Here is a 21,137-nt window from a genome sequence, read left to right on the forward strand (position 1 = left end):
GCCCGTTGAGCGGCGGGCAGTCCCCGAAGGGGACCTCGGCCCCTGCTAATGGGCCNNGCCCGCGTNANNGGGCCGGTGGGGCTTATAGGCGACGGCCCCCGGCTTGCAACTGCATTTATTGACGAGAGTTATCGCGCGACGCCCTCCTGCTTGCGGTTGCTCTGATTGAGAACGGCGATGCGCGTTAATTTTGGTTTGAGGCGTACTGGGCGTGGCCGTGGCCGAAGGACCAGTTTTCTTTGACGACTTCGACGAGGTTGATGAATACGTCCTCAGGACGGATGCCTGGATCCTCGCCAAGTAATTTCACGAGTCGCTGGAACAGCGCTTTTTTCTGGTCCAGGTCTCGTGTATTGCTGACAGTCATCTGGATGTAGACCAGGTCGTCGCTGCGGGCGACATTCATATACGAGGGACTGTAGCGAAAGTTCGCCGCCTCGTGCTCGGTCAAGATCATGAATTGATCGTCTTCAGGGACGTTGAACGTCTCTCGCAATGCGCGGTACACATTGTTGAAAATTGCCTGCCGATAGGCTTCTGGCTTTCCCGTGCGCAATGAAACATGAACGAATGGCATAGCAGTGCTCCTGGTGATGGACGCACTCATCGTATCTATTCTGATAAGCTATTTATACTTATTTCATTAATAAATATTTGAAATGATAGCGACCTCTCTAGACCTAGACGCAGTGCGGGCGTTCGTGCAAATCGTCGAGCTGGGCAGCTTCACGCGTGCCGCCGAAGCGCTGCAGATAACTCAGGCTGCGGTCAGCCTGAAACTCAAGCGGCTTGAGGACAGAGTGGGATTCCGACTGGTGGAGCGCACGCCCCGATATGTGGAGCTATCTGCACAAGGCAATGCGTTCTTGGAGCATGCACGCGCATTGCTGGACGCCCACGATCGCGCGCTATCGGTTTTTTCTGGAACCCGGCAACGTCTGACCATCGGCATCAGCGACCATGTCGCCGGGCCGGAGCTGCCTGCCTTGATCTCGCGCATGAATGCGCAAGACCCCGATTTGGTGATCGAAATTCGCATCGGTTCATCCGGCGATTTGATTCAGCGGTACGAACGACGAGAGTTTGATACCGTGATCGTCCGGCAACATTTGGGACGCACTGACGGGCAGGTGCTCGCGGAAGAAACGCTAGGCTGGTTTGCAGCACCTGGTTGGCAGCCGCGAGCAAATGAGCCACTACCGCTAGCCACCCTCGCCGAGCCGTGCGGCGTAAGAGCGCTAGCCGGCAAGCTGCTGGATGAAGCCGCAGTGCCCTGGACCGAAGTGTTTGTTGGCGGTGGCGTAGCGGCCGTCGCCGCAGCGGTCATGGCGGGGTTAGGCATCGCGGCATTGGCCCCCCGGATGTTGCCTTTCGGCGCTGTCGACATAGGTTCCAAACTGGGCCTGCCTGCACTGCCCAGCCTGCCGATCTTGTTGCATACCCGAGTCAAATCGCCGCGAGCGACCGATACGCTGATTGCGCTGTCCGCAGCATTCAAGGCCGCGGCGCGGGGATAAGCTGTCGCGAGCTTATTTCAGGCGTATTCCCAACTCTTTAATGAGAGGCGCCATCTCGGCACGATCCGTCTTGATCGTTGACGCGAGCACCTCCGGCGTACTGCCGATGGGGATCATTCCGAGTGTTTGCATTTGCGCTTTCATCGCCGGCTCTTGCAGGATGGTGGAGACCGCGAGCTGAATCGCAGTGACGCGCTCGGCAGGAATACCCGTTGGCGCCATCAGGCCGATCCAGGGTTGCGGCGCATAACCGCTCATACCGGACTCTTGCAACGTCGGCGTATCAGGCATACCGGCAAAACGCTGCGGGCTAGTGATGGCCAAACCACGCAATCTCCCGCTGTCCACTAAACCTTTGGCGCTCGAAGGGGCATCCAACGCCACATCCAACTGCCCTCCGATCAAGTCGTTGAGAGTAGTACCGGACGAGGAGGATGGCGCATAAAGTGCTTTGATGCCCGCCCTGCGCGCCGTTTGCTCCCAAACCAAATGAAAGGCAGTGCCGATGGAAAACGAACCGACATTGAGTTCGCGTTTTTTGCTCTCACGGACGAAATCGTCCCATGTTTTTAATGGACTGTCTGCGGCGACGACAAAAAGAAACGGCGTGCGCGCAACCAGCGAGATAGGCTGTAGGTCATCGATGGGATCGAAATCGTCAACCGCAAAGGGAACGATAGTGATGGCCGATGCCACCACCATGCCCAAGGTATAACCGTCGGGTGGCGCCTTCAGTAGCGCGCCTGTACTGATGATGCCCGATGCGCCCGGACGATTCTCGACAATAACGGGTTGTCTCCATGTTTCGGACAGCCTGGTGGCCAACACCCGCAGCATGACGTCTACTGGGCCGCCTGCCGGGTTGGACACGATGATACGTACAGGACGATCAGGATATTCCGCATGGGCTGCGTTCGCCAACAGCACGGCAGCCAACATGACTAAGACACGTCGCAACATGAGTTCCCCTTTGAAGTTTTCGTCATCGTTTTAGTGCGCAGTCAACGCTTGTTGATGCGGCGCTGGCGGCCAGCCGGGCGACTGGCCTCGGATAAAAGCAATCCAGGCGCGCTGCGTTTGTTGCGAGAGTGATGCGGCTGCGCCGGCGCTGAGTCCCTGCAACATAGGCGCATGGGCGAACACATCCAGATTGCCGAAGACGAACGGCAACTCGATACAATGGCACGCGCCGAAACGAGCCGTCGGTGCAACGTCAAAGCGAGCCAGCCAGGACTGTCGGCCATGCCTGGCCGCATTGGCAGCCCAGGCCCGAGCGGGTTGATCAAAAAATTCGTCACCCAGCGCAGCACTCGCTGCATTGACACCCTGCCCCGGAAACGCTGCCATTTCGTCTCGGGTATAAGAGACCAGGACGTCTGCGCGCGCTACCGCACGCGCCAACGCGGCGTCCATGTCCTCGGGCAGAATGGCGCCGTCGCGCACTGGAGCAAACAGCGAGCGGCCACTGCCCTCGTCTTGCAATGCCTGTAATACGACAGGATGCTGCTGTGCGGCCAACAATGTGCTGACAGGTAATTCCCGGGCCTCGTCCAGTGAACGCACGCCACAAGCATTCATGTAGGCTTGCGCCAGTCTCTCGCCTTGAGCGGCACTGCGCCAACCTCGGCCCAACGCCGCGCTTTGCAAGATCGCGCGAGAAAACCGCGGTTGCCGAGCAAGCATCGCGCAAATAGACGAAGCCCCTGCCGACTGCCCCATCAATGTCAATGCCGCAGGATCTCCACCAAATGCTGCGATGTGCTTAATGACCCAATCCACGGCCAATTCCTGGTCAAGCAAACCGGCGTTGGGCATCCCTCCCGGCAACGCCAACCATCCCAACGCAGCGAGGCGATAGCTGACAGCCACGACCACCACATCCCCTTGCGCCGCCAATCGCGCGCCGTCATACCAAGGCAAGATGCCTCCGCTTTGCCATGCACCGCCATGCAGCCAAATCACGACCGGACGGCGCGCGGCATCAGTGCCGGGCGTCCATATCGTCAAGCGTAGACAGTCTTCGTCTTGCGTGGCGATGAAGTCGCCCATTGCATCGCGCAATCGAGATGGCAACTGCGGGGCAATCGGCGCGGGGCCTGTCACATTCAGCTGTCCGCTCCAACACGCGGGCTCAGGGGCGGCAAAGCGCAATGGGCCAATGGGCGCTTGGCCATAAGGGATTCCGCAAAAACGACTGATACCCGCTGCGCGCAAGCCGCGCAGCGTACCTTGAGGCAAACCAACTTCGACTGCGTCACTCATCGCCCGCTCTCTTCATCAACGAGAGACTATGGTAGGGGCGATTCGTCTAGCTAAGACATGCAACTTTCGACAAATGTCATGCGTATTACGCATGCCCTAGAACACTTCGTATTGCTGGCGCTGCAGAACATCCCTGTCTGCGCGGATGGCTTGCGCCAGCACAGAAGAAAACGCGCGCACAGGCCTGGTGCTAGGGCGATCCCGCCGCCAGATAGCCGATAGCGGCGAACGCTGTACGGGCGGCAGCACCGGCAGCATGATGAGCTCACCCCGCGCCTGCCTGATCGCCGCCACACTGCCTGGCATGAGCCACAGATAATGACCACCTTGCAGCATTTCCATACTGAACTCTGGTGACAGCGCGCCCACCATGTCCGGCACCGAAAATCCATCTTGGATCAAACGGCGCTCAAGTTCGCCCCGAATGCGGCTGCCAGGCAATGCCGTAATCCATGGATAGCGGACATAGTCCTCAAGCGTACTTTGTGGTTGATCGACCAGAGGGTGCCGATTCGAACACGCCAATATCACGGCATCATGCACGAGCGCTATCGAACGATAGATCTGAGGATTCACGGCGGCGCTATATCGGCTGATCAGTACGTCAATGGCACCGGCATCCAACTGTTCTATGAGTTGCTCATGTGACCCAACTTCAATCGTCAGCATGACACGTGGATACTTTGCTTGAAAACGACGAGCTGCAGGCGCAATAGGCCAGCCAGCAAACATCGAAAAGCCCCCAACGGTCAAGCTGCCTTCATCGCCACGGGATATCGCAGCCAACTCGATCTCTGCGCGCCGGAAGTCCACGAGCAGTTGCCGCGCGTGACGGCACATCGCCATTCCCAAGGGCGTACATGACGTTCCTTTTGCAGCCCGTTCAAACAGCCTGGCGCCGACGAGCTCTTCGATCTCCGCGATTGCCCGGGACAGGCCCGATTGCGTCGTGTTGAGTTGCGCGGCCGCTTTGGACAAATTGCCCAACTCGGCGACTATCAACACAATTTCCAAATGGCGTACCCGCAATTTGCCTTTGAAGGGAATCATACGAGACCTTAGAAAACAGTGGCCTGATTATTCCCTTGGAACGACGTGCTGACAATGAGGGCTGATACTGGTCAATGTCTTTCGATTATCATGACTTTCACAGCCTCGACAGGGGGCGTCAGACTTGAGTCATCGTAACGTCCGGCACCGCGGCGGTAACGATGATTTCGACGAGTACATCTTCGGCCCCCATCAGACATTGCGCCGTGGCACGTGTAGGAGCAGCATCCGGCGCGGTCCAACTGTCCCAGACTTCATTCATGCCTTGAAAGTCGTTTTTGATATCTTTGAGCCATATTTGTGCTGTGAGAAGGTGATGCTTGCTTGTCCCAGCCCTTGCGAGAAATGAGTCTATCTTCGCCAGAGTCTGCTGCGTCTGCCCTCGGATATCCTGGCTGCGATCATCGGCAGCCTGGCCGCTCACAAACGCTATACCGTTGTAGATCACGACTCGACTGCGACGTTTGTCCGTTGCAATGCGCACGATGTTTGACATTTGAATCCTTCGTTAAGCGCTCAGTTCGCCAAGCGTCACGGGTTTGATGGGAGGACGTATACGGTAATAGCCCACTGTTTCTGGAGAGACTCCCCGTACACTCGCAATAAGCTCAGACACCGTCAACCCACACAAGCGTCCCTGACACGGCCCCATCCCACAACGTCCGAACGCTTTGGTCTGGTTCGGGCCCACGCAACCCAGTGCGGCGTACTGCTTGATCTGTCCTGCTGTGATCTCTTCACAGCGACAGACGACCACGGAATCGTCCTCAGGTATTCGATGCGAATCCGGTGGTCTGTATAGTGCATCAAGGAACGGCCTGATATGAAGTTGACGGCGCATTTCCTTGCGTATTTCTGCCTCCTTCAGGCGGTAATCCGTCATGCTTACCCCATGCCGCTTCGCGGCAATAGCGATGGCGGCTATACGCCCCTGACAAGCCGACGCCTTCGCGCCAACGATTCCACGACTGTCGCCAGCGATATAAATGCCGGAATCTTCGATCTGTCCATAAGCGTCCGTCTCAGGCACCCAGCAAAGCTGCCGGGCGTTCCAGGAGTGTTTGGCTCGAAGCGCCCAACTGAACTGCGTGTTGGGCACAACTCCCTGATGCAATAGCACCAACGGCGTATCGATGCGATGTTCACGATTGTCGTGAGTGAAGCAGAATGCCTCCGCTCGCGCCGAGCCAACAATCGAGAAGTCTTGCGCACCGGCATAAACGGGAATGCGATGGTGACGCAAGTTGGCCAGCATACGTAGTCCCTTGCTTAGATCACGCCATCCCTTGAACGCGCTGGACAGATGGCGTGCCGATCTCATATAGTCGCCGTGTTGCGTGCAATGCACGACAGCCTTCAGCGTCACACCGGCACGCAAATATTGATCGGCTAACAAGTACAGCAATGGTCCGCACCCTGCGAGCACAACTGGTTCGCGAGGGACAGCACCCGCTGTCTTATATAAAATCTGTGCTGCGCCCGCGCCCATCACCCCAGGCAGCGTCCAGCCCGGCACAGGGAATGGGCGCTCCATAGCACCGGTGGCTAGCACAATATTGCGCGCCTGCAGCGCCATACTGGCCCCCTGCCGAAGATAGTTGACCCGCAGGTCCCGCCCAATATTCCAAACGGAAGCGCCAGCAATGTGGTCCGCGCCACTGCGGGCGAATGCCTCGGCAAGTGCAGCCCCTGCCGCGTAGTCATCACCCAGTACTGTGCGACGCCCTGCACCGGCCGATTCGACACTACGGTAAATCTGCCCTCCCACTGCCGGTTGCTCGTCAAGCAATGCAACGCTAAGCCCTTCTTTTCGTGCTTGAATCGCTGCAGCGAGGCCTGCAGGACCAGCGCCTACGATCACCACGTCCATGACATTAATCTCCATGCCGTACGTCCTCTTGCAGAGTGGGGAGTGCCGAGGCACCGTGCTGACGCCTAATGATCATTCCGTCACGAACCAATGTCAGGCAGGCCTGGCGACTGGGTTTACCGTCGATCTCGACCAAACAGTCGAAGCAGACACCCATCATGCAATACGGCGCGCGCGAGGCGGCGGAAATCGAAGTCGTTCGAAAATGATCCACGCCGCTCATGAGCAGCGCTGCCGCTACCGTAATGCCCGCGGGTACCACGAGGACCTCGTGGTCGAATCGCAATGTGACAGTGCCCAACTCATCAGAAGGAGTGGAAGTAAACAGCGCATGCGTGAGCAAGGACGTATCAATGCGCATTTGCATGGCTCCTGCTGCTATCGAGATATCGATCTCCCGCAAACGCATTGATGTCATCCGGCGCGGTTATGCGACCTGCCATCCACGGCCCCACCACGTAGGCATGCATACCTGCTAACGAGATGCCACTGTGGCTGGTGGCAACGAACACACCGGGGTACATCGCAGACTCCTGATAGATAGGCGTGCCGTCAGGGGTCATTACGCGCAACGCGCCCCAGGCCCGAACGAGACGAGCATCACCAAGAATGGGAAAGGTAGTCACAGCCCGCTTGGCGATGGCTTCAGTGGCCAATACTGTCGTGCCATCATCCAATCCGACGTCCTCCACCGAGAAACCCAGTTGCACCGTACCTTCGCTGGTCTGCCTTGCCTTGTTCGTGGGATAGGACAGGAATGGCTTGAGCCGTTCGGTAATAAGCACCTGTCCCCGATTCGGGGTTACCGGAGCATGCAGACCCACCTGTCTTGCGAGTTCGCAGTTTCCCAGTCCGGCCGCCAGCACCACACGCGATGCATGCCAGGTTCTGCCACAGGCACTCTCGACTTCAAAGCGTCCAACATCCTGATGTCTTATCCGAGCGACGTCGACATTGGATATGACGCGCGCGTGCAGAGCGTGCAGTCCCGCGTGTAGTGCATGCAGAAGCTTGAGTGGATTGACGTGGCCATCCAATGGGCAGTAACTACCGCCTGCGACTTTCGAGCCAATCGCCGGCAGGCGATTTTTAAGTTCTGCATGGCTTAGCATTTCATATGGGACATCCGTACCGGCATCCTTGATTCTTGCCAACATGCTCGCGCGTGCCTGCAATTCGGCATCGTTAAAGCCGATCCAGAAACCACCTGGTTGCTTGAGATCCACATCAACGCCCGTGAGTTCGCGCAGATCATTGGCCAGCGCGGGCCATAAATCAACGGCATCACGGCACCAGCGTGCATATCGCGGAAACCCATCCCCTTTACTGTGTACCCAGACCAACCCGAAGTTGCCCCTCGATGCGCGATGGGCGATGTCACCCTGGTCAAGGAGGGTGATAGACATACCAGCTCGGGCGGCGCCAAAGGCTATTGCAGCGCCGACCACACCACCACCCACAACAATCATTTCTTCTTTGCTCATGTGTGTGCCGTTATTCCAGAACGATGTTGTTATCTTTGATAACCTTGCCCCACTTGGCGTTATCCGCGCTGATCCGCTGGGCAAACTGCTTCGCCGATCCTGGTGCTACAGCGACGCCGAGGTCTTCATGCTGTTTCACGACACTCGCGTCTGCCAAGACGGCGTTGATTTCACGATTGAGCTTATCCACCACGCTGGCAGGCAAACCGGCAGGGCCGATCACTCCGCTCCACGTCTCCATCTCCACAATGGGAAAGCCCGCTTCGGCGATCGTCGGCACATCGGGTAAAACGGCTGAGCGCTTTGGACCCGTGATGGCCAGCGCACGAAGGCGCCCTGCTTTGACTTGAGGCTGCATGGACGTGAGATTGCCGATCATCATTTGGATCTGTCCTCCGGCTAAATCAGACTCAGCAGCTGGCGCGCTTTTATAGGGAACGTGTTCGATTTGTATGTCGGCGCTAGTCCGAAACAGCTCTGTCACCACATGCAATGAAGTGCCATAACCGGTCGACCCATAGAAAACCTTTTTAGGGTGAGCCTTGGCGTATTCAACCAGTTCCTTCACAGAGTGAACAGGAAGGCTCGGTGTGACCGCAAGCAGGTTGGGAGCCGTCATTTGCATCGCGATCGGAGTGAAGTCTTCCAAAGGCTTGTAGGGGAGATTCTTGGCAGACAGTGCGGCGACGACGTAGGTGGCGAGATTTGCGCCTCCTATGGTGTAGCCATCGGCGGGCGCCTTGGCGATCTCATTGAGGGCTATAGCGCCCGATGCTCCTGGTTTATTCTCGATAATGATGGACTGACCAAGCCGTTGCGACAGAGACGCCGCGAGAACACGAGCGGTCGAGTCTGCCGCACCGCCCGGTGCAGCGGGCACGATGAATCGAATCGCCCGCTCAGGGTATTCCGCAAGTGCCACCTGTGTGGTGGCTAAGGACGCGAGTAGCGCGAAAAGTGTGGCGCTGCAAGCACTAGGTAGTACATGTGTCATCACCATCCCTTTTTCTAATTGATGTTCAGGAGATGGTATGGAGTCACGCATAATTAATCCATGCGTGAAGTTTGGTCTATCTATTCGGAAATGCTATGTATCTCGGCGTTTTCGATGGCTGCTCGCATGCACTGCACCAGATCGCGTGCAGGTTCACTCAGTCTTGTGTCACTCATCGCCGCCGCATAGACCGTGTAACGCAACGGCGGATGCAATGGCAACGTAATTCCGCCACGGCGTCTGTGGTGTACGCCTGACAGCGGATCAACCACGGAAATACCCATACCTCGAAGGACAAGTTCACTGACAGAGTGTGCCAGTGACGCCTCCACCATGCTGTCTAATTGTTTCCCTTCAGTCGTTAGCCATGCGTCCAGCCGCTTTTCGAAGGTACCGGTGAAACCAATGAATGGTTTATCGAGAAGGTCCTCAGGGCCTACAGAACCTATGTCCGGAGACAGATACTTGGCGCTGCCAATACACACACAGTCGCCCGTGAATGTCGCGACAGTTTCCAGCCCACCCATCGAAAGTGTGTCGGCTGTGAATCCGATATCGGCTTGACGATTTCGCACATTTCGCGCGACTTCCGCGTACGACGCCACAGTCAGGCTGATAATGACATCAGGATATTTCGCATGCAAATGCTCGATAATCTCAGGCATAACAGAATGCCCGATTGACGGAATCGCACAGATGGAAAGTCGCCCCATCTTTTGCTTGCGAAGTTGATCGGAAAATCGCGTGATGTCCTCGAGTCCAACGAACGACTGCTGAACCTTCATCATTATTGCCAGGGCTTCATCCGTCGGCTTCATTGTTCGTCCGACCTTCATGAAAAGCGGAAAGCCCACGACATTTTGAAAGTCGGCCAACAATCGACTCATGGACGGCTGTGAAATCTCCATAGCGTCAGCACCGGCGCTGATGCCACCATGCATGATCGTCGCGCGAAAGGCTTCAATCATTCTATGCGTCATTACTTTTTTTGCCATATTGGAATATTGCAGAGGTAAGTCGTGGCTTGACGCTAGTTCAGCTTGAGTGCGCTACATCACCTCGGCAATCTCAGCGAGCCTCCCAAGGCACGCGCACCCACCCTTCCATCAACACACGAGCACTACGCGACATCACGGCTTTCGTAACGGTCCATTCACCATCAACCGAGCGTGCCTCTGCTCCCACCCGCAATGTCCCGGACGGATGCCCGAACCGCACCGCATCGCGTTCGCCGCCGCCTGCCGCCAAGTTCACCAGCGTCCCTGGCACCGCTGCCGCCGTCGCAATAGCCACCGACGCTGTGCCCATCATCGCATGGTGCAACTTACCCATCGACAAGGCACGCACCAACACATCGATATCCCCGGCACCGATGGATTTGCCGCTGGATGCGGTGTACGCCTTGGGCTTGGACACGAATGCAACTTTGGGCGTGTGTTGACGGCCGGCGGCCTGATCTGGCGACGCAATCAAGCCCATACGTACCGCACCATGAGCGCGGATCGTTTCAAAGCGTGCCAACGCAGCCGGATCGCTATTAATGTCGTCCTGCAGTTCGGTACCGGTGTAGCCCAGCGCCTCGGCATCCAGAAAAATCGTGGGAATACCGGAATTGATGAACGTCGCCTTGAATTTCCCGACACCCGGCACATCCAGCTCGTCGACCACATTCCCCGTCGGGAACATCGAACCGCCATCACCGTCGCCTTCGTCCGCAGGGTCTAAAAACTCGATCTGAACCTCGGCCGCCGGAAACGTGACGCCATCGAGCTCGAAGTCTCCGGTCTCCTGCACCTGACCATTGGTTATCGGCACATGAGCGACGATGGTCTTGCCGATGTTGGCCTGCCAGATCCGCACGATCGCGATTCCGTTCTCGGGCACGCGTGCGGCATCCACCAGACCATTCGCAATCGCAAACGGCCCTACCGCCGCGGACAAATTGCCGCAATTACCGCTCCAGTCCACGAACGGCTGGTCAATCGACACTTGGCCAAACAGGTAGTCCACATCATGCTCAGGACGAGTACTCTTGGACAAGATCACGGTCTTGCTCGTGCTGGACGTGGCGCCTCCCATACCGTCGGTCTGCTTGCCGTAGGGATCGGGGCTGCCAATCACGCGCAGCAACAGCGAATCGCGATTGGGCCCCGGTACCTGAGCCGCTTCGGGCAAATCCGTCAGTTTGAAAAACACGCCTTTGCTGGTGCCTCCGCGCATATATGTCGCGGGTATCTTGATTTGTGGTGCGTGAGTCATCGACCAGTCCTGAAAATAGATAGCGCCATCTGCGCAATAGGATTCAGGCTTGGCCACCACGCTAACGGGCAAACCAAGCCGGTGTTGTGTCTCAAATGCTCTGCTCGATACATGCAGCAGGCACTTTAACCCGCCTTGCTGGCAGCATCCGTGGACGACGCCTCAAGAAAATCTTGTGCAAAGCGTTGCAGCACGCCGCCTGCCTCGTAAATCGAGACCTCCTCTGCCGTATCGAGCCGGCACGTCACGGGCACCTCGATGGTTTCGCCATCGCGACGATGCACGATCAACGTCAAATCAGCGCGCGGCTTGCGTTCGCCCACGACGTCATACGTTTCCGTGCCATCCAACGCGAGTGTCTTGCGATCCGTGCCCGGCTTGAACTCCAGCGGCAACACGCCCATGCCGAGCAGGTTGGTACGGTGGATACGCTCAAAGCCCTCGGCCACGATGGCCTCGACGCCCGCCAGACGCACGCCTTTGGCGGCCCAGTCGCGCGACGAGCCCTGGCCGTAATCAGCGCCAGCCACGATGATGAGCGGCTGCTTGCGCTGCATATAGGTTTCGATGGCTTCCCACATGCGCATCGTCTGGCCTTCGGGCTCGACACGAGCCAGCGAGCCTTGTTTTACGCTGCCATCGTCGTTGCGCACCATCTCGTTGAACAGCTTGGGATTGGCAAACGTCGCGCGTTGCGCCGTCAGGTGGTCGCCGCGGTGAGTCGCATAGGAATTGAAATCTTCCTCGGGCAATCCCATTTTCGCCAGATACTCACCCGCCGCACTATTGAGCAGAATGGCGTTCGAAGGCGACAGGTGATCCGTCGTGATGTTGTCGCCCAGCACGGCCAACGGACGCATGCCGCGCAGGGTACGCTCGCCGGCCAATGCGCCCTCCCAGTACGGCGGACGGCGGATGTACGTGCTTTGCTCGCGCCATGCATACAACGGGCTCACCGCCTCGCGGCGCTGATCGCGAATACCGAACATCGGCGCATAGACCTTGCGGAATTGTTCGGGTTTGACCGCCGCCTGGACCACGGCGTCGATTTCCTCGTCGCTGGGCCAGATGTCCTTCAGGCGAATGTCTTTGCCGTCAGCGTCCTGACCCAACACGTCTTGCTCGATATCAAAGCGGATAGTCCCAGCGACGGCATACGCGACTACCAATGGTGGCGAGGCCAGAAAGGCCTGCTTGGCATAGGGATGGATGCGGCCATCGAAATTGCGGTTGCCTGACAACACGGCGGTGGCGTACAGATCGCGGTCGATGATCTCTTGCTGAATCTTGGGATCCAATGCGCCCGACATGCCATTGCACGTCGTACAGGCAAACGCGACGACGCCAAAACCCAGTTTTTCCAGTTCGGTCGTCAAGCCGGCTTCGTCCAAGTACAACTCGACAGCCTTCGATCCAGGCGCAAGCGACGTTTTGACCCAGGGCTTGCGTGTGAGGCCGGCACGGTTGGCGTTGCGCGCCAACAGCCCCGCCGCGATGACGTTGCGTGGATTGCTGGTGTTGGTACAGCTGGTGATCGCGGCAATGATGACGGCGCCATCCGGCATCAGGCCGGGCTCGTTTTCCACCACGCCGGCAATGCCGCGTTCGGCCAGATCAGACACAGGCAGGCGGCGATGCGGATTCGAGGGACCAGCCAAGGTGCGCACCACGCTCGACAGATCGAAGCGCAGCACACGCTCGTACTGGACCTGTTTCAAGCTGTCTGACCACAGGCCTGCTACCTTGGCGTACGTTTCCACCAAGCGTACCTGCGCGTCTTCTCGGCCCGTGAGCTTCAGATAGTCGATCGTCTGCTGATCAATGGAGAACATGGCCGCCGTCGCGCCATACTCGGGCGCCATATTGGAAATCGTCGCGCGATCGCCCAACGTCAGGCTCGCAGCGCCCTCGCCATAGAACTCCAGATACGCGCCCACGACTTTTTCCTTGCGCAGGAATTCAGTCAAGGTCAGCACGATATCCGTGGCCGTAATGCCGGGCTGACGACGTCCCGTCAACTCTACCCCGACGATATCGGGCAGACGCATCCAGGACGCGCGTCCCAGCATGACGTTCTCGGCCTCCAGGCCGCCGACGCCGATTGCGATCACGCCCAAGGCATCCACATGCGGCGTATGACTGTCCGTACCCACCAGGGTATCCGGATACGCCACGCCATCCTGAGCATGAATTACCGGAGACATGCGCTCCAGGTTGATCTGGTGCATGATCCCGTTGCCCGGCGGCACCACGTCGACGTTGTGAAAGGCCTCGCGCGTCCAGTCGATGAAATGGAAACGGTCTTCGTTGCGACGGTCTTCGACAGCGCGATTCTTTGCAAACGCATCGGGCTCGAAACCGCCGTGCTCGACCGCCAACGAGTGATCCACGATCAACTGCACCGGCACCACGGGATTGACCTTGGCGGGGTCGCCGCCCATATCGGCGATCGCATCACGCAGACCCGCCAGATCGACCAGCGCGGTCTGCCCCAGAATGTCATGACAGACCACGCGAGCCGGAAACCACGGAAAATCCAGATCCCGGCGGCGCTCGATCAATTGGCGCAAGGCATCGTTCAACAAAGCGGGATCACAACGCCGCACCAGGTTTTCCCCCAGCACACGAGAGGTGTACGGCAGTTGATCATAGGCGCCCGGCGCGATCGCCTCGACCGCAGCGCGCACGTCGAAATAGTCGAGATTAGTGCCCGGCAAGGGCTTGCGGAATTGAGTGTTCAAGATGCCTCCGTTTGCGGCAGGTTGCTCTGCGCGATCTGATGTTCGATATTGAGACGGGATGCGCGTATGTGTCTGCGCATCAGCAATTCAGCCAACTCGCCATCGCCGTCAGCGATAGCGTCGAGAATGCGGTGATGCTCGGTAAATGCCTGACGAGGCCGATTGGGCGTCGTCGAATATTGAATACGATACATGCGGGCCAGCTGATAGAGTTCGTCGCAAAGCATGCGAATCAGCATCTGGTTGCCGCTGGCCTGGACGATACGGTAGTGAAAGTCGTAATCGCCCTCTTGTTGATAGTAACCACGGCCTGCCTGGAATGCCTCATCGCGCTCGTGAGCCTCGAGCACGCGACGCAGCTCATCCGCGGCCGCCGGCGTCATCCGCTCGGCAGCCAGGCGACAGGCCATGCCCTCGAGCGACTCGCGGATCTGGTAGAGCTCGCAGAGTTCTTGTTGGCTCAGCGACACGACGCGGGCCCCCACGTGCGGGACGCGCACCAGCAGGCGCTGTCCCTCTAGCCGGTGTATAGCCTCGCGCAGCGGTCCGCGGCTGATGCCATAGGTGCGCGCCAATTCCGGCTCGGAAATCTTGCTGCCGGGAGAGATGTCGCCTTTGACGATGGCGGACTGAATCTTGCGGAACACATGCTCGGAGAGCGTTTCCGATTCGCTCGCGGCAGGTACGGGCAACGTGAGGACTTTTTCCACCATGTCGACAATTCATAGGTTATTTCGGATTAAATTATAGCCATGAGGGGATTTATTGGCTAGATTGTCAACAATCATTGAAATTCGCGCCCGACATTTCCCATCCGCCATGTGCTGGACTCGCCAGTCTTGACGTTGGCGTGTTGACACACTGCCCTGCCACCGTGATTTCATGTGGATTGCCATGCCTTTGATTCGACCCATCGTCTCCTGTCCCCGATAACGGGGCTTCGGCGTACGCCCTGGCCCCACCCGCGCACATAGCGCGGATTGCACAGAAGGAGCCCACATGTCCACTCATATCTCCAATGTCCGCCCCGAACCCGATCAGGTCCTCATAGACATTGTCGATTATGTTCTCGACTATCAAATCCAGAGCAGCCTGGCCTATGAAACGGCCCGCAATTGCCTGATCGATACGCTGGGCTGCGGCTTGGAGGCCCTGGAATACCCGGCGTGCCGCAAACTGCTCGGCCCGATCGTGCCGGGCACGGTCGTCCCGTATGGTGCCAAGGTCCCGGGTACCCAATTCCAGCTCGACCCGGTCCAGGCCGCTTTCAACATCGGCGCCATGATCCGCTGGCTGGACTTCAACGACACCTGGCTCGCAGCGGAATGGGGGCACCCTTCGGACAATCTGGGCGGCATCCTGGCCACCGCGGACTGGCTGTCGCGCAATGCCGTTGCCGTGGGCAAATCCCCGCTCACCATGCGCGATGTGCTGACAGGCATGATCAAGGCCCATGAAATCCAGGGGTGCATTGCCCTGGAGAACTCATTCAACAAAGTCGGCCTCGATCATGTCGTCCTCGTCAAAGTCGCCTCCACTGCCGTCGTCGCGCAAATGCTCGGCCTGAGCCGCGAGGAAACCATCAACGCGGTTTCGCTGGCCTGGGTCGACGGCCAGAGCCTGCGCACCTATCGTCATGCGCCGAATACGGGCAGCCGCAAAAGCTGGGCCGCGGGCGACGCCACCAGCCGCGCAGTACGACTGGCGTTGATCGCAAAGACAGGCGAGATGGGCTACCCCTCGGTGCTCAGCGCAAAAACTTGGGGGTTTTACGACGTCCTATTCAAAGGCCAGCCCTTCAAGTTTCAGCGCCCGTATGGCAGCTACGTCATGGAAAACGTGCTGTTCAAAATCTCGTTTCCAGCCGAGTTTCATGCGCAAACCGCAGTGGAATGCGCCATGACGATTCATGATCAGCTCGGCGCTGCTGGCAAATCAGTGGGCGACATCAAGCAGATCATCATCCGCACCCACGAGGCATGCATTCGCATCATCGACAAGAAGGGCCCGCTCAATAACCCGGCCGACCGCGATCACTGCATCCAATACATGGTGGCGATCCCCATTCTGTTCGGCCGCCTCACCGCCGCGGACTACGAGGATGACATCGCGCACGATCCGCGCATTGACCTCCTGCGCGACAAGATCATCTGCGTGGAGGATCCCGCCTATACCCGCGACTATCACGACCCGGACAAGCGATCGATCGCTAATGCGCTGACGGTGATTTTTAACGACGGCACGCAGTTGGACGAGGTGGTATGCGAATACCCGATCGGGCACAAACGGCGGCGCGGCGATGGGATTCCGTTGCTCGAAGCGAAGTTCAGGACGAATCTGGCTCGGGTCTTTCCAGCGAAACAGCAGACGCGGATTCTGGAGGTCTCGTTAGATCAGAGGGTGTTGGAGGAAATGCCGGTGCATGAATACGTGGATTTGTATGTGATTTAGAGCTCTTGGTCGGTTGCTGCGTTGCTGCGTTGCTGCGCTTTGGGTTGCCGCGAAATTGTGTTCGTGACTTGCCTCGGACTGAGTTCTGCTGTTCGAGGATGCTCCTGCAGGGAAGATCATCTGTGATGGGCATGCCATCACTATCGTAGGCGGCCTGAATGACGGTACTTTCGTATTAATCGTACGATCCGTAATGACCTGAGCGTGACAAATCCTCGGTCGTGCCGAGGCATTCCATACCGCCACGAGCAAGCTCAACACATGGCAATCAGCCTTCGACGCATGCCACCATTGTGAGTCGCTGCTGCGTGCCGGAGTGTTGCGCCGGCCCGTTGAGCGGCGATTTAGCCTCGCGCAGCGAGGCCGAGGCCCCTGCTGACGGGCCGAGTCGCCGCGATAGGCCCGGNNTNACACTCCGGCACGCGGCAGNNACGCCTCCATNGAGACACCCGTTGCATGGCGATACCCACACCCATCCCTGCCCCCAGATCCCCACAGAGACGACTACAATCAAACCATCCACCTATTTCAAGTAGCCACCCACCATGCTGTACCTCTGGGTCAAAGCCTTCCACATCGTATTCATCGCCTCCTGGTTCGCAGGTCTCTTTTACCTGCCCAGGATCTACGTGAATCTGGCCCAGACCTCCGACCCCTCGGTACAAGCCTGTCTGATCGGCATGGCGCGTCGACTGTTCAGATTCACCACCATCCTGGCCATCGTCACCATCGCACTGGGCCTATGGCTGTATATCGGCTTTGGCGTCGGCATGGGCCCCGGCAACGGCTGGATGCACGCCAAATTGCTCTTCGTCCTGCTTATCATCGGCTACCATCACGCCTGTAGCGTCATGTTGCGCAAGTTCGAACAAGGCCGCAACACTCGCTCGCACAAGTTCTACCGCTGGTTCAACGAAGTTCCCGTCTTACTGCTCGTGGTGGTGGTACTACTGGTGGTGCTCAAACCCTTCTGACCACACTGCCCGGCCCTAGGCCAGGATTCGAATGTCTTCTGATGATCAAGACCGCCGTAAAACACTGACGGTCAAAAAAACGGCGCGTGACGCCCATGCCGCCGCTGGCGATACCAAACGCAAGCGCAGCGGCGCGCGTGCACGCACGGCTGCCCTGATTGAACGATCGAAAGATCAAGTACAACGTCTACGGCGAGACGCCGACGACACGCCTGCCGCGCCACGGGGCGACGCGTCGGCCGAACGCGGCAAACCCGCGTCGCGTTCACGTGCGCCCGGCGGATTCGACGCCCCGAGACCTGAATCGTCGCGGACAAATTCTGGCCCGCGACGCGGATCGGCAACGGGCGATCGTGGGGAGTCCCCGCGCCGTTCGCCTGGTGCCTCGCGTGCACCCGGGTATGCTCGCCGTGGTGCGAGTGAATCGGACACGTTCGATGCTCCACGGCGGCCGCGGACACCGCGTGCTCGTGATGAGGACAGATGGTCTGATTCAGCATCGACGGCTTCCGCGCGCGATGAGGCTACCTGGGCCGATTCAACGCCAGCCACCGCTGACGATCATGATGCCTTCCCCTCAGATATCGAGTGGGCGGCAGAACCCGAGGTTCGCCACTACGCACCGCGTGCACTGCGAGACGCAGAAACGTTCGAGGTCTTTGCGCCTTGCCCCCAAGGGCTGGAAGAAGCCCTGACCGCAGAAATGCAGGCGCTGGGGTTCGAGGATGCTCAGGTAGGACGTGCAGGCTGCCATTTCAGCGCCGATTGGCCGGGCATACAGCGCGCCAATTTGTATTCCCGTCTGGCCACGCGCATTCTGGTGCAGGTCGCGCACGAGGAAATCTCGCACGAGGACGATATCCTCGATCTCGCCTACAGCGTGCCCTGGGAACGCTGGTTTGGCGCGGAACACACATTGCGCGTGGACACTTCGGCGATCAAGAGCCCGGTGCAAAGCCTGCAATACTGCAATTTGCGTGCGAAAGACGGGATCTGCGACCGCCTGCGCGATCGCGAGGGCGCGCGTCCCAGCATCGATACGGTGCGGCCTGATGCTCGCGTTCATCTGTTCCTGACGGGACACACCGCGACGCTGTATCTGGACACCTCGGGCGAATCGCTATTCAAGCGCGGTTGGCGCCTGGATAAAGGAGATGCCCCCCTGCGCGAGAACCTCGCTGCCGGGATGTTGGCCCTGGCAGGCTGGGATCCTGCCGCACCGCTGCTGGATCCGTTCTGCGGGAGCGGCACGATTTTGATCGAGGCGGCCTGGATTGCGCTGGGCGTGCCTGCCGGGATTTCGCGGCCACTGGGATTTGAGCGCTTGCGCGGCCACGATCCGCGGCGCTGGCGCGATCTGAAAGAAGACGCGCGCGCTCGGATTTTGCCCAAGCTGGACGCACCCCTGGTCGGCTATGACCTGGACCCTCAGGTGGTGGAGTATGCCCGCAATAACGCCGAACGCGCCTGGCTCACAGCCGACACGATTCGATTCGAGGTCGGCGACGCCCGTGAGGTACCGCCTCCCGCCGAACAGGGCTGGATCGTCACGAACCCTCCCTACGGCGAACGCCTGCCGACGGATGATACCGAGCTATGGCGAGCCTGGTCGGCAAATCTGAAGCGCGCCTATTCGGGCTGGCAGCTACACGTGATCTCCAGCGACCTGGACCTGCCGCAACGCCTGCGGCTCAAACCCCTGCGCCGGATTCCTTTACACAATGGCTCGCTGGATTGCCGCCTGTTCGGGTTTGAACTGGTGGCGGCCGGATACCGGGATCCCAAGTGATAGTTGTTGTAAAAACACCGCAACAATGCGCCATTATTGTGGCAATAGGATCACAAGGCTCAAAACTGGCGCATTATCAGCACCAAGAGCACGCATGATGCACTAGACGCTTGCGTAAATTCAGGGTTAACCCTAAAATAGGGGTTATCCCCAGGTTGCTAGGTAGACACTCACCTCACCGTGATGATGACGCCAGGTAGCCGGGATGCAATGACTGCATACGAATACACGCAAGTTCTGGATTTATCGTGCCCTACATTAACCCTCATATCCGGCTGACTGACGAACTCGAACGCCAGCTGATGTTGCAAGCGATTGAAGAGCAGTTCCGCCCCCGTCCATTTCGCGCTCTGGCTCGTAGCCTGGGCAAACTGGGCAAAGGCGTCAAGACACTGATTACCCGCCAAGCTGAGACAAAGACCGCTCACTCGGCCGCCTGAAGTAAACAGCAGGCAAGCAACGATTTTCCCCTTGGGGGCTGCTACAGCCCCTTTTAAGACCCACCGTTAACTCGGTGGGTTTTTTTTGTCTGGTCGCTGGACTGCCTTCTACTACCATCGACGCAGCTGGAGAATTTTCGCTGCCCTAGCCGGGCTAGCCCGTAATCGGTATCCAAGACGGCATGTTCCCCATTTGGTTTGAATCCGAATTGGGGACATTTCTATAGCCAAGGACCGGGATGCCCGGGATAATAGCGCCCCTTGGCCAGTCCACATTCTGAAGTATGTGGATTCCCTCTTTGTGCAGCCTATGGTGTTGTGCGTACCCGTAGGCTTCCCGGAGTTCTGATGACCGATGCGCTCTCGCTGACGCCCAGCCGGCTACGCCGGTTTGCCTGCATGATGTATGAAGCCGTCCTGTTGTTCGGTGTCGTATTTCTGGCGGGCTATTTGTTTGACACGCTGACGCAGAGTAAACATGCGCTGATGCTCAGACACGCGCGTCAGGCATGGCTGTTCGTCGTCATCGGCATTTATTTTGTGTTGTGCTGGCGCCGCAATGGGCAGACGCTGCCGATGAAAACCTGGAATATCCGGCTGGTGGATCGCGATGGTCGGCCGCCCTCGGTCCCCCGGCTGATGTTGCGCTACATCCTGGCCTGGCCGCTCGTATTGGCCGCCGCAGGACTGGTCGCCGCAGCATCGTCAGCGACGGGCTGGAAATCCGTGGACATGTTCATTGTCGTAGCGCCATTCGCGATTTTCATCTGGTCGTGGTTCGATCCGGACGGGCAGTTCCTGCATGATCGGCTGTTAGGCACACGCTTGCGCAATGCGCCGCCGCGCAACAAGCGGCGATAGAAAAGGCCCGAGACTGGGGCTTTTTTATGGCTGCTGGTGTTGGGCGTTTGCTGTTCTTGATTGTCTCTCTGAAGGCGTCCCTGTCGCGTGCCTGGGCGTGGCGCCGGGCCTATCGCACGGACTCGGCCCGTGACCAGGGGCCTCGGTCCGCTGCGCGGACTAAATCCGTGCTCAACGGCCCGGCNCCACGCCCAGGCACGCGACAGGGACTCATGATGAGGGAATGCAACGAGGGCTGATTGCCATCAGCTGTTTTTTGAAGCTGTCTTTGCNAATGCGATNGGCAGGTTCATGTCATGTGCCCAAACTGGACACAAACCAACGGAGTCTACTCAACAACGAGAAGCATACGAACATCCGTCAATGGCAGACATTGCGAGCAGGAGGTCGGCGTGTAAAAGCCCCGCCGGGCCGTTGAGCCGCGATTTAGCCCGCGAAGCGGGCC

At 58.6% G+C, this 21,137-nt stretch carries 19 protein-coding genes; 6 read left to right on the top strand and 13 right to left on the bottom strand.

The features are described from left to right. Positions 1–184: 184 nt before the first annotated feature. Positions 185–577 (bottom strand): tautomerase family protein, encoded by a 393-nt coding sequence (locus ACNA0J_RS11975; protein ID WP_415819079.1) that lies wholly within the window; start codon positions 575–577, stop codon positions 185–187. Between the two features lie 82 nt (positions 578–659). On the opposite strand from ACNA0J_RS11975, the gene ACNA0J_RS11980 reads away from it, so the two are divergent. Continuing rightward, the gene (locus tag ACNA0J_RS11980; protein ID WP_415819080.1) at positions 660–1,517 is read left to right on the top strand and encodes a LysR family transcriptional regulator; all 858 of its coding nucleotides are present in this window, start codon (positions 660–662) and stop codon (positions 1,515–1,517) included. 12 nt (positions 1,518–1,529) lie between these two features. On the opposite strand, the gene ACNA0J_RS11985 is transcribed toward ACNA0J_RS11980, so the two are convergent. The 12 genes from ACNA0J_RS11985 to ACNA0J_RS12040 form a co-directional block, all read right to left on the bottom strand. Next, on the bottom strand, positions 1,530–2,477 hold the full coding sequence (locus ACNA0J_RS11985; protein WP_415819081.1) for a Bug family tripartite tricarboxylate transporter substrate binding protein: 948 nt from the start codon (positions 2,475–2,477) through the stop codon (positions 1,530–1,532). A gap of 30 nt (positions 2,478–2,507) precedes the next feature. Next, positions 2,508–3,779 carry a carboxylesterase family protein gene (locus ACNA0J_RS11990; RefSeq protein WP_415819082.1) on the bottom strand — a complete coding sequence of 424 codons (1,272 nt, stop codon included), beginning with the start codon at positions 3,777–3,779 and terminating at the stop codon, positions 2,508–2,510. Positions 3,780–3,875: 96 nt separating this feature from the next. After that, positions 3,876–4,829 carry a LysR family transcriptional regulator gene (locus ACNA0J_RS11995; protein ID WP_415819083.1) on the bottom strand — a complete coding sequence of 318 codons (954 nt, stop codon included), beginning with the start codon at positions 4,827–4,829 and terminating at the stop codon, positions 3,876–3,878. Positions 4,830–4,947: 118 nt separating this feature from the next. Then, positions 4,948–5,325: a RidA family protein gene (locus ACNA0J_RS12000; RefSeq protein ID WP_415819084.1), complete on the bottom strand. Its 378-nt coding sequence runs from the start codon at positions 5,323–5,325 to the stop codon at positions 4,948–4,950. Positions 5,326–5,337: 12 nt separating this feature from the next. Then, complete coding sequence (locus tag ACNA0J_RS12005) at positions 5,338–6,714, bottom strand: FAD/NAD(P)-dependent oxidoreductase (protein ID WP_415819085.1); 1,377 nt, start codon at positions 6,712–6,714, stop codon at positions 5,338–5,340. Continuing rightward, complete coding sequence (locus ACNA0J_RS12010) at positions 6,704–7,060, bottom strand: (2Fe-2S)-binding protein (RefSeq protein WP_415819086.1); 357 nt, start codon at positions 7,058–7,060, stop codon at positions 6,704–6,706. The genes ACNA0J_RS12005 and ACNA0J_RS12010 overlap by 11 nt, the downstream gene beginning before the upstream one ends. Continuing rightward, positions 7,050–8,183, bottom strand: coding sequence for an NAD(P)/FAD-dependent oxidoreductase (locus tag ACNA0J_RS12015; RefSeq protein ID WP_415819087.1), 1,134 nt, complete (start codon positions 8,181–8,183; stop codon positions 7,050–7,052). The genes ACNA0J_RS12010 and ACNA0J_RS12015 overlap by 11 nt, the downstream gene beginning before the upstream one ends. A gap of 10 nt (positions 8,184–8,193) precedes the next feature. Further along, positions 8,194–9,228, bottom strand: coding sequence for a Bug family tripartite tricarboxylate transporter substrate binding protein (locus tag ACNA0J_RS12020; protein ID WP_415819088.1), 1,035 nt, complete (start codon positions 9,226–9,228; stop codon positions 8,194–8,196). A 29-nt stretch (positions 9,229–9,257) separates the two neighbouring features. Then, the gene (locus ACNA0J_RS12025; protein WP_415819089.1) at positions 9,258–10,172 is read right to left on the bottom strand and encodes a LysR substrate-binding domain-containing protein; all 915 of its coding nucleotides are present in this window, start codon (positions 10,170–10,172) and stop codon (positions 9,258–9,260) included. A 73-nt stretch (positions 10,173–10,245) separates the two neighbouring features. Continuing rightward, positions 10,246–11,436, bottom strand: a complete 1,191-nt coding sequence (prpF, locus tag ACNA0J_RS12030; protein ID WP_415819090.1) for a 2-methylaconitate cis-trans isomerase PrpF — start codon at positions 11,434–11,436, stop codon at positions 10,246–10,248. A gap of 125 nt (positions 11,437–11,561) precedes the next feature. Beyond that, positions 11,562–14,177 carry a Fe/S-dependent 2-methylisocitrate dehydratase AcnD gene (gene acnD / locus ACNA0J_RS12035; RefSeq protein ID WP_415819091.1) on the bottom strand — a complete coding sequence of 872 codons (2,616 nt, stop codon included), beginning with the start codon at positions 14,175–14,177 and terminating at the stop codon, positions 11,562–11,564. Continuing rightward, positions 14,174–14,890 carry a GntR family transcriptional regulator gene (locus ACNA0J_RS12040; RefSeq protein ID WP_094837794.1) on the bottom strand — a complete coding sequence of 239 codons (717 nt, stop codon included), beginning with the start codon at positions 14,888–14,890 and terminating at the stop codon, positions 14,174–14,176. Before ACNA0J_RS12040 ends, acnD begins: the two co-directional genes overlap by 4 nt. A 286-nt stretch (positions 14,891–15,176) precedes the next feature. Here ACNA0J_RS12040 and ACNA0J_RS12045 point away from each other — a divergent pair, with 286 nt between their 5' ends. The 5 genes from ACNA0J_RS12045 to ACNA0J_RS12065 all read left to right on the top strand — a co-directional run bounded on the left by ACNA0J_RS12045 (position 15,177) and on the right by ACNA0J_RS12065 (position 20,692). Beyond that, positions 15,177–16,628, top strand: a complete 1,452-nt coding sequence (locus ACNA0J_RS12045; protein WP_415819092.1) for a bifunctional 2-methylcitrate dehydratase/aconitate hydratase — start codon at positions 15,177–15,179, stop codon at positions 16,626–16,628. A 545-nt stretch (positions 16,629–17,173) separates the two neighbouring features. After that, positions 17,174–17,602 (top strand): CopD family protein, encoded by a 429-nt coding sequence (locus ACNA0J_RS12050; protein WP_415819093.1) that lies wholly within the window; start codon positions 17,174–17,176, stop codon positions 17,600–17,602. A 31-nt stretch (positions 17,603–17,633) separates the two neighbouring features. After that, a complete protein-coding gene (locus tag ACNA0J_RS12055; protein WP_415819094.1) occupies positions 17,634–19,391 on the top strand; it encodes a THUMP domain-containing protein in 1,758 nt (585 codons plus the stop codon). Between the two features lie 248 nt (positions 19,392–19,639). Further along, on the top strand, positions 19,640–19,831 hold the full coding sequence (locus tag ACNA0J_RS12060) for a hypothetical protein (protein WP_415819137.1): 192 nt from the start codon (positions 19,640–19,642) through the stop codon (positions 19,829–19,831). A 348-nt stretch (positions 19,832–20,179) separates the two neighbouring features. Then, positions 20,180–20,692, top strand: coding sequence for an RDD family protein (locus tag ACNA0J_RS12065; protein ID WP_415819095.1), 513 nt, complete (start codon positions 20,180–20,182; stop codon positions 20,690–20,692). Positions 20,693–21,137 lie beyond the last annotated feature (445 nt).

The sequence above is a fragment of the Bordetella tumbae genome (assembly GCF_965139195.1).
GTDB lineage: Bacteria > Pseudomonadota > Gammaproteobacteria > Burkholderiales > Burkholderiaceae_B > Bordetella_A > Bordetella_A tumbae.